This is a genomic window from Leucobacter albus (genome assembly GCF_039528015.1).
Classification (GTDB): Bacteria; Actinomycetota; Actinomycetes; order Actinomycetales; family Microbacteriaceae; genus Leucobacter; species Leucobacter albus.
The window spans coordinates 1-13,892 of record NZ_BAAAKZ010000021.1 but is presented as its reverse complement, the minus strand read 5'-3'; the positions used below and the strand labels follow the sequence as shown (position 1 = coordinate 13,892).

General features: G+C 61.4%; 24 protein-coding genes and 1 pseudogene. 24 read left to right on the top strand and 1 reads right to left on the bottom strand.

Features of this window, described 5'->3' with window-relative positions:
* From ABD115_RS16560 to ABD115_RS16550, 3 genes are all read left to right on the top strand, one after another.
* A partial coding sequence (locus ABD115_RS16560) for a hypothetical protein (protein ID WP_343962921.1) occupies positions 1 to 797 on the top strand: 797 nt, incomplete at its 5' end.
* Positions 794 to 1,615, top strand: a complete 822-nt coding sequence (locus tag ABD115_RS16555; protein WP_343962920.1) for a phage antirepressor N-terminal domain-containing protein — start codon at positions 794 to 796, stop codon at positions 1,613 to 1,615. The genes ABD115_RS16560 and ABD115_RS16555, both read left to right, overlap by 4 nt.
* Positions 1,612 to 2,031, top strand: coding sequence for a hypothetical protein (locus tag ABD115_RS16550; protein ID WP_343962918.1), 420 nt, complete (start codon positions 1,612 to 1,614; stop codon positions 2,029 to 2,031). Before ABD115_RS16555 ends, ABD115_RS16550 begins: the two co-directional genes overlap by 4 nt.
* A 165-nt stretch (positions 2,032 to 2,196) precedes the next feature.
* On the opposite strand, the gene ABD115_RS16545 is transcribed toward ABD115_RS16550, so the two are convergent.
* Positions 2,197 to 2,571 carry a hypothetical protein gene (locus tag ABD115_RS16545; protein ID WP_343962916.1) on the bottom strand — a complete coding sequence of 125 codons (375 nt, stop codon included), beginning with the start codon at positions 2,569 to 2,571 and terminating at the stop codon, positions 2,197 to 2,199.
* A 683-nt stretch (positions 2,572 to 3,254) separates the two neighbouring features.
* Here ABD115_RS16545 and ABD115_RS16540 point away from each other — a divergent pair.
* The 21 genes and pseudogenes from ABD115_RS16540 to ABD115_RS16440 all read left to right on the top strand — a co-directional run.
* The gene (locus ABD115_RS16540; RefSeq protein WP_343962914.1) at positions 3,255 to 3,425 is read left to right on the top strand and encodes a hypothetical protein; all 171 of its coding nucleotides are present in this window, start codon (positions 3,255 to 3,257) and stop codon (positions 3,423 to 3,425) included.
* 126 nt (positions 3,426 to 3,551) lie between these two features.
* Positions 3,552 to 3,830 carry a hypothetical protein gene (locus ABD115_RS16535; RefSeq protein WP_343962912.1) on the top strand — a complete coding sequence of 93 codons (279 nt, stop codon included), beginning with the start codon at positions 3,552 to 3,554 and terminating at the stop codon, positions 3,828 to 3,830.
* Complete coding sequence (locus ABD115_RS16530; RefSeq protein ID WP_343962910.1) at positions 3,823 to 4,785, top strand: lambda-exonuclease family protein; 963 nt, start codon at positions 3,823 to 3,825, stop codon at positions 4,783 to 4,785. The genes ABD115_RS16535 and ABD115_RS16530 overlap by 8 nt, the downstream gene beginning before the upstream one ends.
* Positions 4,786 to 5,169: a hypothetical protein gene (locus ABD115_RS16525; protein WP_343962908.1), complete on the top strand. Its 384-nt coding sequence runs from the start codon at positions 4,786 to 4,788 to the stop codon at positions 5,167 to 5,169.
* Complete coding sequence (locus ABD115_RS16520) at positions 5,166 to 5,936, top strand: recombinase RecT (RefSeq protein ID WP_343962906.1); 771 nt, start codon at positions 5,166 to 5,168, stop codon at positions 5,934 to 5,936. The genes ABD115_RS16525 and ABD115_RS16520 overlap by 4 nt, the downstream gene beginning before the upstream one ends.
* Positions 5,937 to 6,018: 82 nt before the next feature.
* Positions 6,019 to 6,432 carry a hypothetical protein gene (locus tag ABD115_RS16515; RefSeq protein ID WP_343962904.1) on the top strand — a complete coding sequence of 138 codons (414 nt, stop codon included), beginning with the start codon at positions 6,019 to 6,021 and terminating at the stop codon, positions 6,430 to 6,432.
* Positions 6,422 to 6,637, top strand: a complete 216-nt coding sequence (locus tag ABD115_RS16510) for a hypothetical protein (RefSeq protein ID WP_343962902.1) — start codon at positions 6,422 to 6,424, stop codon at positions 6,635 to 6,637. Before ABD115_RS16515 ends, ABD115_RS16510 begins: the two co-directional genes overlap by 11 nt.
* On the top strand, positions 6,630 to 6,872 hold the full coding sequence (locus tag ABD115_RS16505; RefSeq protein WP_343962900.1) for a hypothetical protein: 243 nt from the start codon (positions 6,630 to 6,632) through the stop codon (positions 6,870 to 6,872). The genes ABD115_RS16510 and ABD115_RS16505 overlap by 8 nt, the downstream gene beginning before the upstream one ends.
* Complete coding sequence (locus tag ABD115_RS16500; protein WP_343962898.1) at positions 6,865 to 7,125, top strand: hypothetical protein; 261 nt, start codon at positions 6,865 to 6,867, stop codon at positions 7,123 to 7,125. Before ABD115_RS16505 ends, ABD115_RS16500 begins: the two co-directional genes overlap by 8 nt.
* A 338-nt stretch (positions 7,126 to 7,463) precedes the next feature.
* On the top strand, positions 7,464 to 8,258 hold the full coding sequence (locus ABD115_RS16495; protein ID WP_343962895.1) for a DNA-methyltransferase: 795 nt from the start codon (positions 7,464 to 7,466) through the stop codon (positions 8,256 to 8,258).
* A 206-nt stretch (positions 8,259 to 8,464) separates the two neighbouring features.
* On the top strand, positions 8,465 to 9,241 hold the full coding sequence (locus ABD115_RS16490) for a hypothetical protein (protein WP_343962894.1): 777 nt from the start codon (positions 8,465 to 8,467) through the stop codon (positions 9,239 to 9,241).
* Positions 9,238 to 9,678, top strand: coding sequence for a hypothetical protein (locus tag ABD115_RS16485; RefSeq protein WP_343962892.1), 441 nt, complete (start codon positions 9,238 to 9,240; stop codon positions 9,676 to 9,678). The genes ABD115_RS16490 and ABD115_RS16485 overlap by 4 nt, the downstream gene beginning before the upstream one ends.
* The gene (locus tag ABD115_RS16480) at positions 9,675 to 10,028 is read left to right on the top strand and encodes a hypothetical protein (protein WP_343962890.1); all 354 of its coding nucleotides are present in this window, start codon (positions 9,675 to 9,677) and stop codon (positions 10,026 to 10,028) included. The genes ABD115_RS16485 and ABD115_RS16480 overlap by 4 nt, the downstream gene beginning before the upstream one ends.
* Entirely contained in the window at positions 10,025 to 10,195 is a 171-nt protein-coding gene (locus tag ABD115_RS16475; RefSeq protein ID WP_343962888.1) for a hypothetical protein, read from the top strand. The genes ABD115_RS16480 and ABD115_RS16475 overlap by 4 nt, the downstream gene beginning before the upstream one ends.
* A 5-nt stretch (positions 10,196 to 10,200) precedes the next feature.
* Entirely contained in the window at positions 10,201 to 10,599 is a 399-nt protein-coding gene (locus ABD115_RS16470; protein WP_343962886.1) for a RusA family crossover junction endodeoxyribonuclease, read from the top strand.
* Positions 10,596 to 11,135, top strand: a complete 540-nt coding sequence (locus ABD115_RS16465) for a hypothetical protein (RefSeq protein ID WP_343962884.1) — start codon at positions 10,596 to 10,598, stop codon at positions 11,133 to 11,135. The genes ABD115_RS16470 and ABD115_RS16465 overlap by 4 nt, the downstream gene beginning before the upstream one ends.
* Before the next feature lie 227 nt (positions 11,136 to 11,362).
* Positions 11,363 to 11,965 (top strand): HNH endonuclease, encoded by a 603-nt coding sequence (locus tag ABD115_RS16460; protein WP_343962922.1) that lies wholly within the window; start codon positions 11,363 to 11,365, stop codon positions 11,963 to 11,965.
* Positions 11,962 to 12,453 carry a single-stranded DNA-binding protein gene (ssb, locus tag ABD115_RS16455; protein WP_343962881.1) on the top strand — a complete coding sequence of 164 codons (492 nt, stop codon included), beginning with the start codon at positions 11,962 to 11,964 and terminating at the stop codon, positions 12,451 to 12,453. The genes ABD115_RS16460 and ssb overlap by 4 nt, the downstream gene beginning before the upstream one ends.
* An 11-nt stretch (positions 12,454 to 12,464) precedes the next feature.
* Positions 12,465 to 12,629: a hypothetical protein gene (locus tag ABD115_RS16450; RefSeq protein WP_343962879.1), complete on the top strand. Its 165-nt coding sequence runs from the start codon at positions 12,465 to 12,467 to the stop codon at positions 12,627 to 12,629.
* 67 nt (positions 12,630 to 12,696) lie between these two features.
* A complete protein-coding gene (locus ABD115_RS16445) occupies positions 12,697 to 13,311 on the top strand; it encodes a DNA cytosine methyltransferase (RefSeq protein ID WP_343962877.1) in 615 nt (204 codons plus the stop codon).
* 214 nt (positions 13,312 to 13,525) lie between these two features.
* A pseudogene (locus ABD115_RS16440) lies at positions 13,526 to 13,892 on the top strand (hypothetical protein); the annotation flags it as partial.

Genomic DNA, 13,892 nt, shown 5'->3' with positions numbered 1-13,892 from the left:
GTAACGCATTGCTTGAGGAAATGCGGAAGATTGCAGAGGACGAGACCGTTCGGGTGCTCGAGTCCGCAGGCTTGATTTCACAGCGCTTGCACGTGATCGGTGTGAGTGGCGTGCATTCGAAGTATGTCGCAAAGCCTGCTGAAGATCGTGCAGCTCGGGCTCTCGCAGAAGCGGCTAAAGCGGCCGCAGAGGAAGCTCTTGAGGCCGTCGAAGCTGCCGGAGTTGCCCGCAAGGAATCCCTGAGCGGGTGCCGAAGCAACAGCGCAAACGACACCCGCACCGGTTCGCTAAGAGATTCCCTAAGCGGTCGGCTTGATCGCGGACGGGTCGTGATTTTCGACGGCGATGGGGATATGCGGGCTGATCACGAGGTCAACGGTCCCTTTTGCCGTTGTGACTCTGAGAATCCCCATGCGCTTCTCGGATCCAAGAGCTTCGCTGATGCGGCTGATGGTGTCGTCGAGGTCGTACTTCGCCTCAATGTAGGTGTTACCGCCGTAGTGGATGCGAACGGCCATGTTTCTTCTCCTGTCGTAGCGGAGTCGGAGGCGGCTACCTCTGATGCTCCTGCCATGACCGTACAGGAGGGCGGCAGCAGTGATGCTGCCCCTGGTGTGGAGGGTGTGTCTCCTGCATCTTCCGCACCCAGGTTTGTTGTCTTGGGCGAGCTCGTCTATGACCGAGAAGCCAACAAGGCCGTTTCGTGCACCAACTCAAGTGCTGCACAGTCTGTCGCGGCAGAGCTGAACGCCCACCACGGAAACCACAACCGCTTCTACTGGGAGGACGCAAAGTGACTGCGATCGAGAGTTTCGACTTCTACGGGCAGCAGATCACGCTCGTACAGCAGGGCGGCGAGCAGTATGTGCTCCTCGGACAGCTCTGCTCCCACATGGGGCTCGACGTCCAAGGCCAACAGCAGTCACTCGCCCGCCAGGTCTGGGCGCAGGGCAAGACATGCGTAACGCATGTCCAGCTCCCGGGCGATGTTCAGGCCCGCAACCGCTACCTGATCGACGTGAAGATCGTCGGCATGTGGCTCGCGAACATCACCTCGTCTCGTATCGCTGACCCGCACGCACGCCAGATGGTGGAGCGCTACCAAGTGGAGCTGACGCAGCGGATCCACGAGTGGCTCACGAAGCCCGCCACGGCCCCTGTGGAGCTTGATCGTCGCGCGCTCGCTCTGATGGTGCTCGAAGCTGAGGATGCGCGCGTAGCTGCAGAAGCTCGCGCCGCCGAGGGAGAGCAGTTCCGGGCCGCGATCGAATCGAACGACGGCCTGTCGCCGCGCGAATTCCACAAGGCATACTTCGCGAACCTCGGGGAGCGCGCCTTCTTCGAAGAACTCTACGCCCGTGGCCTGCTGCTCGATCAGCGCGGCAAGGGCACCGAGCGTGACGACGGGACAGTGCGCGACGGCTCGCAGCACGGGCACCCGTCCTACGCCGGCAAGCAGTTCTTCTACCTCGACTCTGGTGTGAGTAAGAAAACGGGGTACCGGTTCGAGCAGACCCGCGTACGCCCCGGCCAGCCCGAACTCGATCTTGTCGACTACCTCACGAAGCGTGGCTTCGAAGCCACCCGCACGAAGAGCAAGGAGCTCGCAGCATGACCGCCACCCGCCTGTACACCGTCGTGGATGCCTACACCGACGATGACTACTACACGACAACTACCGAGAGTGGACACGTGCTCAAGCTCAGGCGACCGATAATGTGCCCGCACCCGGACGAATGGGTGGAACGGTGCAAGCGCTTGTACGGCGAGCAGCGCGCCTTCTTCCTGCCCGCTGCTGGGCGCCTCTACAAGTCCCGCTCAGCCGCGGTCGCACGGCGTGACCTGATCCGTTACTGGGGTGGCAAAGCTGAGGTGTTGGAATGCACGCCGGGTTGGGAATCGCTCGAAGCTGCGAATCTTCGGCGTAAGGCTGAACGGTTCGATGCGCGGATCGCGAAGAAACAAGCCGAAGTCGAGGAGCTTGCACGGCAGCGTGACATCGCGCTCGGGTATGAGGCGGTGTCGGCATGAGCGGCGACGTTGTCTACCTGGATGAGGCGTTCCCGCGGCTACCCGTTGCGGTGCGCATCGGTGGCCGCATCCTGCCGGTTGCCAGCGGTACACCTATCGACGTCAGGTTTGCAGATGATGCCGTGACGACAGTGACGGTTACCCTTCTCGTCCCTGCACTCGAGGTCACTGCCGTGGCTTCGGAGGAAGCAGCAGCACTTCGGTCTGAGTCTTCTTCGCTCGAGGGCGGCGCCAAGTGACCGTGAACTCGCTGCCAGCCGGGAACCCCATGTGGAGTTGTGGCATGAACTTCTTCTCCGTCCTCGGCGGGAACGTTTCGTCCTCGATGGCAAGCGGGAACCTGGTATTGGCGCTGAGGGTCACATTGGTTGCAGTGTACGGAAGTTTCGTTGCGAGGACGTATGCGTCCCTCTGGAAATGCCTGATCTCCCAGAGGGGTTCAACCGCCTTCTTGCGCCGGTCTTCCTTCCACCAGCGCCACGCACTGTACCCGCTCGCAGCGATCGAGACGCCCCAAGCAGTCCATCCATACCATTCCATATTCCGACTCTAGCTAACCCGTAGCTGTCGTGCCGTTTCGACGGTACGTGAGCTGCTGCATACCCAAAATCAGCCCGTGATGCGCTCGCAGATCGGTCACGGGCACGGCCTAACGGCTCACATCTACATAGCTTCGCCCCTACTGCTAGGGGTCGCGCGGAATCTGATCCCCACCAAGGGTTGCCAGTTACGGAGCGTCGGAGCGTTCAACAGATCACCAGTTCCCGTCTTAGTCGACGTTGGTTCGCATCGTGGTGGGTGCGCTTCGGGAGTTGTGGTGGTGAGAAAGTCCGGCGGTATGTCCCGCCGGCAAATCATGGTGCGGAGGTGAGGTGACTCTGCCGCGCCAGGCGGTGCTTGGTGCCGTGTGATGTCTGGGCTACCCGGTCACACGCGAGGTTCGAACCCTCGCCCGCCACGGAAGTCCAACAGCATGCGGTTGGCGCGCCCCTGGGTAGGAGGCGGACGGTCACACCCCGTACGGGGCACGGCTAAACAAGCCGGTCAGGGATGGAACGACCCTGACCGGCACTACCCACGCCACTTCTCGACACCAGCGTGTCACGGCCACCACCCCACCGACAGAGACGTGGGGCGCACATGGACGCCAGCAACCATACGGCCGTGCGCGGGATCAACACCCGCCGAGAAGACCAACACGAACAAATGAACGGAGTGCACACATGGACTTGGAACTGAAGACGGTCATCGAACTGCTCGCGAAGATCGCACGCAGCGAAGGTGACGAGGCGGTCGCTGAACACGTCCTCGCGGTCGTGAGCGACCTGGACTCGCTGTCGCAGCGGGTCATCCTCGGGGCGGTAGCTGACGGGCTGGGGGTGCCCCTTGTATGACTTCCTGCCCTGGTATGTCGCCCTCCCCGGCGGCCTCGGAATCATCGTGTACCTGCTGCTCGAGGACGGGCAGCGGCGTGCACGACACAACCTCAACAAACTCGCCAACTACATAGGAGTAACACGATGAGCGAACACCGCATTGGCGGCACGATGGGCGACAACATTTACGGAGCCCAGCCTGCCAGCCACGTCACCAAGTGCGTCCACTCACGCAACCCGTACGGGCACAACCCGGAATGCGTGTGCGGGTGGGCAAACATCGACCGGCCGTCGCAGGTTGTCCCGTACCTGGAACGCGACATCAGCGACGAACTACCCGTGTCCGACCATGAGCATTGGTGGCCTGCCGACATCGACCAAGACGTTGACCGGATGCGAGAGGAGCGTGCATTCAATGACTGAGCCACGGTTCGACGTTGTTGACGTCGTCTCGGACAGTCCCGAGTGGGCTGAGGAGCGGCGCAAGAGTATTGGCGCGTCAGAGGTCGCCGCAGTGATGGGGTTCTCCCCTTACGCGACACCGTACGACGTGTACCTGTCGAAGAAGGGCGTCGATACGCCTTTCGATCCCGAGCGTGCGTTCATTGGACACGCTGCGGAGAAACTCATTCACGAGTTCATCGAGAAGTTTCGTCCCGAGCTTGCGCCAGTCCTGCCGGCGCAGATGATCAGGTCGCGCGAGTATCCGTGGTTGCACGCGTCTCTTGACCGTCGCGTCACCGTCGACGGGCTGGACGTGCCCGTGCAGATGAAGACGGCGCACTTCTACGGCGTGAAGGACTGGGAGTCGGGGACACCGATCCTGGTGCAGGCGCAGTTGCAGACGGAGTTGTTCGTGTACGACCGTCCGTTCGGTTTCAGTGCCGTGTTCGGTGGCGATATGCGGATCCGCATGTATCGCGTTGAGCGTGACGACGAGTTCATTGAGAACCACCTCATCCCGGCGACGCGCGAGTTCTGGCATGAGTACGTGCTGAAGGACGTGCCGCCGCCTGCAACAACGACGGCGGAGCACGCTTCGCTCCACACGCCAGACCCAGACCTTGACGTGGAACTCACAGACCTGCTTGTGGAGGCACTCGACCGCCGCGACGTTCTGCTGTCTGACGCACTCGCGCTCGAGAAGGAAGCGAAGGTGCTGCGGGCAGAGGCTGACGAGACGCAGGTCGCGGTCTTGAACTATGCCGGCCCCGCCCAAAACATCACGCACATGGGGGAGCCGTACTACGAGATCAAGCCCGTCAAGGGGCGACGGTCAGTGTCCGTCACTGACGTAGAAAACCTCCATCCCGAGCTGTACGACGAGCTCGTGAAAACCGGTGCAGGCCGGAACGTACTGAGAAAGGTGAAGAAATAGATGAGTTACAAGGATTGGCCAACTGAGATCTGCGGGAATATGTTCTCGCTCGCCAAGTTCGACCCGGAGGTGCCGCCTGCCAGGCTCCAAGTGGTTACGTGGAGCAACGTGTTTGGTAGTGGTGGACGTGTAGCCATTGAGGCGTATGACGAGGCCAATAGTCGGTTGAGCTCTGGCCTTGGGTCCATACATGTTGATGGCGGTTCGGTCGTTGACGAACGTGAGCACCTGCAGGTTCTTGTTGACGAGTTCATTGAAGACCTTGAGGGCAACTGGCGCGCTCTCATCGAAGAGGCGCGAGCGAAAGTCACGAGTTACTACACGCGTCAGGCCGAGGAGCACGCATCGAAGCGCGACGCGGCGCTGAAGGGGGAATTCAATTGAGCGAACTCACTCAGGCCGCTGTAGCGGTGAAGAAGAACCCGACCATCGAGGACTACCTCACGAAGTATGAGCCTGAATTTCAGCGGGCGCTTGGCAAGACGATGGACGCGGCGAAGTTCTCGCAGGACGCGCTTACCGCGATCAAGCAGACGCCGAAGCTGCGGGAGTGCGACACCCGGACACTGTTCGGGGCGCTGTTCCTCGCGGCCCAGTTGAAGCTCCCCGTTGGTGGGCCGCTCGCGCAGTTCCACCTCACGCCGCGCAAACGCGGTGACGTGTGGGAAGTTCTCCCAATCATCGGGTACGGCGGGTACATCCAGCTCATCATGAACACAGGCCTCTACTCGAAAGTAGGGGCCTTTCTCGTGCACGAGGCCGACTACTTTGACGAGGGCGCGAACAGTGAGCGCGGCGAGTTCTACGACTTCAAGAAAGCACGCACCGATCGCGGTGCCGTTGTCGGCGTGGTCGCATACGTGAAGGTCAAGGGGTACGACGAATCACAGTATGTCTACCTCGACGCTGAGACGATGCGTGAACGGCACCGGCCGCGCTTCTGGGAGAAAACACCATGGAAGTCGGACGAGGGCGAGATGTTCAAGAAGACCGGGCTGAGGATGCTTCAGAAGATGCTCCCAAAGCAGGTCGAAGCTCAGACCCTCGCGCTGGCTGCGTCGGCGGATCAGGCGTCCGTGAAGAAGGTCGACGGTGTTGAAGACCTCGCCATTCAGCACGATGTCGAAGACGCGGAAGTGGTGGCTGAGTGAGTGCCGTCTACATACCGCACCCTGCCTGTGACGCGTGCTCGGGTACTGGGTGGATTTCGCCGCGACCGAATGTGTCTGTCGCGTGTATCTGTTTGAAACGTCCGATTATGGAGGCAAGCTGATGTTCACGAGTGAGCAGCTTGACGCGCTGCAGGCCGCAGCCGAAAAGCAGGCTGCAGCCCACGCCCAGATGCTGGAAATCGGGAGGGGTGTAGGAGGGCTCGGTGTTCTCTACCCGGACATGTTTGAAGACAAGCTGGCATGGAGCAACATGAGCGACAACGAGCACGCAGATACCGTGCTCGGGCTGGTGGCCGCGCATCGTGCCGCTCTGTCCCGTATCGCCCGAGTCGAAGCTGTGCTCACAGCGCTGGACGACGGCGGCAAATCAGGCGTGAGCCAGCATTCGAAGTCTGCCGCGGCAGCATTCGCGCACCGAAGGCTCGCAGACGCCGTGCGTGCCGCCCTGACGGAAGGAGAACCCGATGCAGACTGACGTGTTCCCCGACGTGTGCCCCGTACCGATCGGGCCAGCGCACGAGTTCTTCGTGGGCGAGCTGCGTGTGTTCGACCACGCCCACGACTCGACGGACGAAATCATCGAGCACGACTACCTCGGACGCGAGCACGCTGTACCCGTCTCGGGTGACGCGATCGCGCGATTTCGATACGCAATGACGGAGGGAGAACCCAGTGAGTGAGTTCCTGGTCTGGCATCAAGGCCCAGACGACATCCACCCGTGTAGGACGTGGCTCGAAGCGGTCGAGCTGGCGAACATCAAGAACGCGGAATACCAGCGCTGGGCGAAAGCTCACACAGACGAATTTGGGGCAGTGACCGTCCGGTCTTGGGCAATCCCGTACACGGTCGCCGCGTACCGCGACGAGACCGGGCATCAAATCGAACTTCCCTCGGAAGGAGAACCCAGTGAGTGAACAAATCGACTATGTCGCAAGGGCGCGCCGCTTGAACGGTAAGGCCTGGTTGCGTCGCGGGTCTGACCGCGATGCGCCACTCCGCCGCCCCGAGGAGCGTCGCGACATGATCGCGTCTGCCCAACTTCACGCGATGCTCGCGATCGCTGAGCAGCTGCGCATCAGCAATGTGCTCAAGACTGACGAGTTGCGGCTGCGAGCGAACTTCGACCCCGGTGACGAGATCCGTGAGGCGTTGGGGCTCCGTGAGTAACAAACGAACCGGACGGATGCCAAAGCATCACCCCGAGAAAATCCGGGAACGATCACAAGGCATGTGCGAAGCGAACTGTGGGCGGGCGGCGAATGACATCCATCATCGTCGCCCGCTCCGTCGTGGAGGGCTCCACAACCTCGCCAACCTCATCGCACTGTGCGGGTACGGGAACCACGACAACGGCGAATGGTGCCACGGTCGAGCACACGCCGGACACGGCAATGAGGGCTGGCTGATCTCTCAGTACGAGAAACGGCCAGAGTCAGAGCTGATCTTTGTTGACCTGCGCGGAGTCGCATGGGTGTTTGACGACAACGGCGGGAAGGAGGAACACCGTGCAACTTCATAACGACCACTTTCAGAACCACAAGCGGCACAACATCCCGCCCGCTCAGCTGATCATCGCTGACATTCCCTACAACATCGGGACTGACGCGTACGGCAGTAACCCGCAATGGTACGTCGACGGCGATCGAGCGAACGGAGAGTCCGACGTTGCCGGGAAGCAGTTCTTCGATACAGACAAGGACTTCCGAATCTCTGAGTTCATGCACTTCACGTCTCGGATGCTGAAGAAGGAACCCAAGGAGAAGGGGCAGGCCGGATGCATGATCGTGTTTTGTGCGTTCGACCAGCAGATGGAGCTGATTGAGGAAGCGAAGAAATATGGCTTCGCGAACTACATCAACCTCGTCTTTCGGAAGAACTTCTCACCCCAGGTCCTCAAAGCCAACATGCGGGTTGTGGGTAACGCCGAATATGGGGTGCTGCTGTATCGCGGGAAGCTCCCGAAGTTCAACAACCGTGGCCGCATGGTGTTCAACATCATCGACTGGCCGCGCGACACCACCACGCCGAAAGTGCACCCGACACAGAAGCCGGTCAAGCTGCTCGAGACGCTAATTGAACTTTTCACCGATCCAGGCGAAGTCGTGGTCGACCCTTGCGCAGGTAGCGGCGTGACACTGCTTGCAGCACAGAACCTCGGGCGGCGCGCATACGGGTTCGAAATCAAGAAGGAGTTTGTCGCTGGCTTCGAGGAGAAGATCAGGCCAGCGGCGGCGACACAGTTCGATCTGTGGGGCGCCGACGCGGACGAAGGGGAGGAACACCGTGCACCTGACGGATAGACAGCAACGTTACGCCCGCATCCTGGCGTGCACGCATCGTTCCCGTGAACTCGTGCGAGAGGTTGCGATGAGCGCTGCGGAAGGCCGGGACAACCAAGTCGAGATCTGTTTGCACGCTCTCCGTTATCAGGCGGTCTGGTACGGGCATTGGGGGTCGCTGATCGAGGCGGGGATGCTCGCATCAATCGAAAGGAAGGAGGAAGACGTTGGCGCGTGAGAAGGACACTCGCCTGTTCATCAGGCTTGATCTTGACTATGCAGACCACCCGAAGATTATTGGGCTGTCGGATGCGGCGTTTAGGGCGCACGTCACGATGATGCTGTATTCGCGGAAGTACATGACGGATGGCGTGTTGTCGGGGCCAGTCGCTAACCGACTCGGTTCTCAGTGGGATACCGACGTGCTTGCCGAGTTGCAGAGCAACGACGCGAACGCGCCATCGCTGCTGCGTCGGGAGGATGGCTCGTATGAACTGCATGGTTTTGCTGACATGCAGGAGACTCGAGCCGAAATCGATGCCAGGACTGCGAGAAACCGGGCAAACGGCGCGAAAGGTGGTCGCCCGAAGAAGCCAAAGGAAACCCAGTCGGTTACCGGCTCGGGTGGCGACTCGGGTGCCCAAACAAAAGCAGAGACAGAGACAGAGACAGATAGAGAGGTAGCTAAAGCTACCTCTACGCGCACAGCGCGAGGGTCACGCATCGATCCCCAATGGATGCCATCCAGGGAAGACATTGCTGCGATCGCTGAACAATGTCCCGGCCTCGACACTCAGACCGAACACCGGTCGTTCGTTGACTACTGGATCTCGGTTGCTGGCGCGAAAGGCGTGAAGCTCGATTGGTCTGCGACTTGGCGTAATTGGATGCGCCGCAAGTTCGAGGAGCGCGGAGGCATGGCTGTCCGTCAGGGCGGGCCGAAACCAACGGCGGGCGATCGTGCCCGCGCTATCGCTGACGAATTCAGAAAGGAAGGACTATGACGCCGAGTGAAGTTGCTGATCTGCTCAGCCTGTCTGTCGAGCTCGACCGGTACTCGACCGCGGACAAGATGACTCGAGAGAAAGTCGTGGCCTGGGCGGCCGTATTCGCTCAGGAAGCACCGGGCATGACGTTCGCGGAGGCGCAGCCGCTCGTGATCCGGTTCTACGGCATCGCGGGGGAGTCTCTGACGCCGTTCGCGTTGATCGAGCTGTGGAAGGACGAGAAACGGATGCTGCCCGCGCAGATCGCCGCTGACGTGCGCGTTGCGAAACGCCTCGGGCTTGTATCGGCAGACCATCGAGCACGTGACCCGCTGCCGGCTGATGCTGCTCGCAGGCTTGCCGATTATCGGGCAGGCGAGAACGCGTCCCGGCCGGCGCTCGAGGACGGCCCGAACGTGTCGCCGCTGCAACTCGACGTCAGGAGGATCCCGTGACCCTCAGCGAACGAGAACTAGCAGCGGAAGAACTCGCGTCACGAATCATCGACTCCGTGAACGCCGGCGACACCGCGAACAACGTACAGCTGGTGAGCTCGTGCCCACCGGCCGACTACCCGGTGCTCGTGCTCACCCTCGCCGGGTATGTGGCGGCGCAGGAGGCAGACAACGACCGGCTGCATTTGCGGCTTGGTGCGCTGACTGCCCAGAACGAAACGCTCGAGACTGCCAACGCGTCCTTGTTCGCGGAGAAACGCGCCCTGCTTGACCGCAACACGGAACTGCGCGGCCTGATGAACCGTCGTGCTGCGGCGGCGCCGAAGACGAAAGCGAGGAAGAGCGCATGACCACCACAGTCATGACCGGCGACGAGCTCGCCAAAACACCCCCAGAGCAGCGGTACTACGAATGCCAGGACTGCAAGAAGCAGGGGACAGACCCGGCCCGGTTCAAGATGATTCAGATCTTCCGGGTCGGGTTCGTTATTTGCCGGGAATGCTTGGAGAAACCATGACGTCAGTGACGTTTCGTGTGGACGGTGTGCCCGTCCCGCAAGGCTCCAAGAAAGGGTTCGTTGTCGGGAAACGTGCAGTGCTCGTGGACGACAACAAAGACGTGTTGAAGCCGTGGCGGCGAAAGGTTGCTGCGGCCTCTGACATTGGGCACACGTTCACCGGCCCCGTGTTTGTCGCGGCGGTGTTCTACATGCCGCGACCCAAGCGGCCGAAGTTCAGTCTGCCTGGCGTGAAACCTGACCTCGACAAGCTCATGCGGGCTCTCGGGGACGGCATGACGGACGGCGGACTGCTGGCGGACGATTCCCGGATCGTCTCGCAGTTCATTCACAAACGGTATGCGAGCGACTCGAACCCTCCCGGGGTGCGGGTACTCGTCATGGAAGCAGGAGAAGAAACATGAGTGACACATTCACAGCCAGCAACGGCAAACAGATCTCGGTGGAATCTGAAGAAGGCCTGTTCAGGGTTGGCGGCATGCCACTGACCAGCATGGAAGTCGTGGCTCTGCGTGAGTTCTTCCAGCATGAGCGCGACAAGGAACTCGGACGCTGGCGCTGTCCCGAAGGCACTGACCTCGTGGTCTACCCGCTCGAGGTAGCCGCACACACCGACGCGGCATACCGCGAGTGCGTAGTCGTGGATGAGGCTACAGGCTCGCGCCAGGAGTTCGGGTCGGACCTTCCACAGTGCCATGGAGGCCCGTTCCGAGAAGCAGCACGCGCGTTCTTCGCTGCTCACCCGGAGCCGAAACCCGAGTGGCACGACGCGAAACCAGGGGAGGTGTGGGCCATCACAGCAGGAGGCCATCCTGACGAATTCGCGGTTCAAGTCACTCCGGAGTTTACCTTCGGGACACATGATGGTGACCTGATCTCAACCAAAGACGAGGGCATCGTCAGCGCCCGCCGCATCTTCCCGGAGGCGCCCAGTGAATGACCACACCACCCCGTTCGAGCGTGAGGCCACGAAAGCAGCAGCGATCGTGGCCTTCATCGTTTCCGGGGCCGGGTTTATCGCCGTGGTTGCGCTGGTCATCGCGCATTCCGCCGGCGCACCCATCCCACTCCCGCTACCCCTGACCATCGCGGTCGTAGCGCTCGCCAACCTTGGCGCCTGCTTTGCGTGGGCGCGACACACAACACGAAAGAAAGGAGCGAGGCGTGATGGACGAATGCGCCGTGCTCGGATGTAATCGAGAACCCAAAGGCCGCGGGATGTGTTTGATGCACTACAAGAGGTGGAGGGCCGCAGCCACCAAGGTTCCAAACGTCTTCCGCGGAACGTTCGCGGGAGAGCTCGTGCTGGGCGATCTGCCCAAGTATCGGCCTGACTTGGGGCCGTGCTGGGAATGGTCTGGTACTCGCAACGCTGGCGGATACGGCGTTCTGAATAGAGACATGTTCGGCACCCGCCTAGTGCACCGTGTCTCGCTGATGCTCCAACTGGGGCGCACGCTCGAGGGCGACGTGATGCACCACTGTGACAACCCGCCCTGCCTGCGCCCGAACCACCTGAGGGAATCCACTCATCAGGAGAACATGCTGGATGCGGCAGCGAAAGGCAGGATGTTCGCGCCGCGAGCAGGTCAAGCAAAGTGCAAACACGGCCACGAACTCACCCCACTAACCACCGTCAAGTACCTGCGGCCTGACGGCTACAACGAAACACGCTGCGTCGAATGCCGGCGCAATCAAAACAAGACACTGGCCGCACGCCGAAAGCAAGAGCGCCATGCTCGCGGCCTCAAACGAAGGAGAACAATATGAGTGGCGAACCGATTTTGACCGTTGTCGGCAATCTTGTCGCGGATCCTGAACCACGTGTATCCCAGGGCGGTAAGTCGTGGGTGACGTTCCGTATCGCGTCGACACCGCGCGTGCGCGACAAGCAGTCGGGCGACTGGGAGGACGGCGAGGCGTTGTGGCTTGGCTGCCGCGCGTACGGCGAGTATGCCGACAACATCGCCGCCACGCTCACGAAGGGCATGCGCGTCATCGTGCAAGGCCGACTCACGCAACGCTCGTACACGGACAACCAGGGCGCGCAGCGCACGTCACTCGACCTTGAGGTTGAAGAGGTTGGGCCGTCGCTGAGGTTCGCCACAGCAACGGTCACCAGAGGCGCTACACGCGGCCAGGGCGGCTTCACAGGCGCTCAGGCAGGGCCACAGTCACAGTCGGCCTGGAACCAGCCGCAAAACGGCGGGCAGAGCTTCCCCGACCCGGGCGGCTTCGACGACGAACAACCTTTCTGAAAGGACAACTCATGACCCCGTGGGAAATCATCCTCAACGTCCTCGGCTGGGGAGTGCTCGCAATCATCGCACTCATCCTCGTCGCGGCCGTCCTCGCGCTCGTGAAAGCACTACCGACGCTCTGGCGAAAACCGCCCGTCAAGACGACACACATCATCAAGAGCCCTGACAAGTAGTCGGGGCTCTTTCCATATCCGAGGGGCTGACCGAGAGGTTAGCCCCTCACGACGTTAGGAGGCGAGCGTGAAGCTCAAAGCCGGTTCACTCTTCTCTGGCTACGGTGGCCTCTCGCTCGCAGTTGAGCAAGTCTTTGACGCGGAAGTCGCGTGGCACTGCGAGTTTGAAGATGCACCCAGCACAGTCCTCGAGCACCACTGGCCCGGAGTCCCGAACCTGGGCGACATCACCAAGGTTGACTGGTCGACCGTCCCACCCGTGGACATCATCGACGGCGGCTCACCCTGCCAAGACCTCTCCGCCGCCGGTCGCCGTGCAGGCATGACCTACGGCACCAGATCCAACCTGTGGGTCAACATGCGCGAAGCGATCGCGCAACTCAAACCGAAATACGTGGTCTGGGAAAACGTGCGCGGCGCGTACTCAGCCACCGCAGCAAGCGAGGAGGACAAACATGCGCCGGATTGCTGGATGGAACAGTGCCAGGGATGTGTGGGAGACGGATCAAGTAGACGTAATCTCACAGCGCTCGGACGTGTACTCGGAGACCTTTCCGATCTCGGGTATGACTGTCGATGGAGTGGCGTACGAGCTTCCGATGTCGGCGCCCCTCATGGCAGGTTCAGGGTCTTTGTTCTCGCAACTCGGCGGGAAGCTGATCCCGACCCCTCGAGCATCTGACGGGGAGAAGGGCGGGCCGAACCAGCGTGGCTCGAAAGGCGACCTCACGGTGAGTTCTGCAGTCGCGCTCCTCCCTACGCCGCGTTCGAATGAAGCCAACGGGGTAGGCGCCCATGGCGACGGTGGCGACGACTTGCGCACCACGGTTTCGCTATTGCCGACGCCGCAGGCACACGACCACGTACAAGGCAAGACACCTGAGCAAGTCCAGGCCATGCGCGAGCGCACAGGCGCAGGGGTGAAGAACCTGAACGAGGTCACCGTGAACGAGCTGCTGCCAACTCCGAAGGCTGGCGATGCTGACTTTGGGATGCCACGCACATCAGGGCGGCCGCCGGAGAAGTCAACGCATTTGATGACGCGGATGGAGTTCACCAAGCCAGAGTCATCGTGGGGGCCATACGCGGCCGCAATAGCTCGCTGGGAGGCCGTGCTTGGTAGGCCAGCGCCAGCCCCTACCGAGGAGGGCCCGAAGGGTGGTCGGCGGCTCTCGGCAGTTTTTGTTGAGTGGCTCATGGGGTTGCAGTCGGGATGGGTGACCAACCCCGCCCTGGGCCTGTCGCGCACTCAGCAGCTCAAGA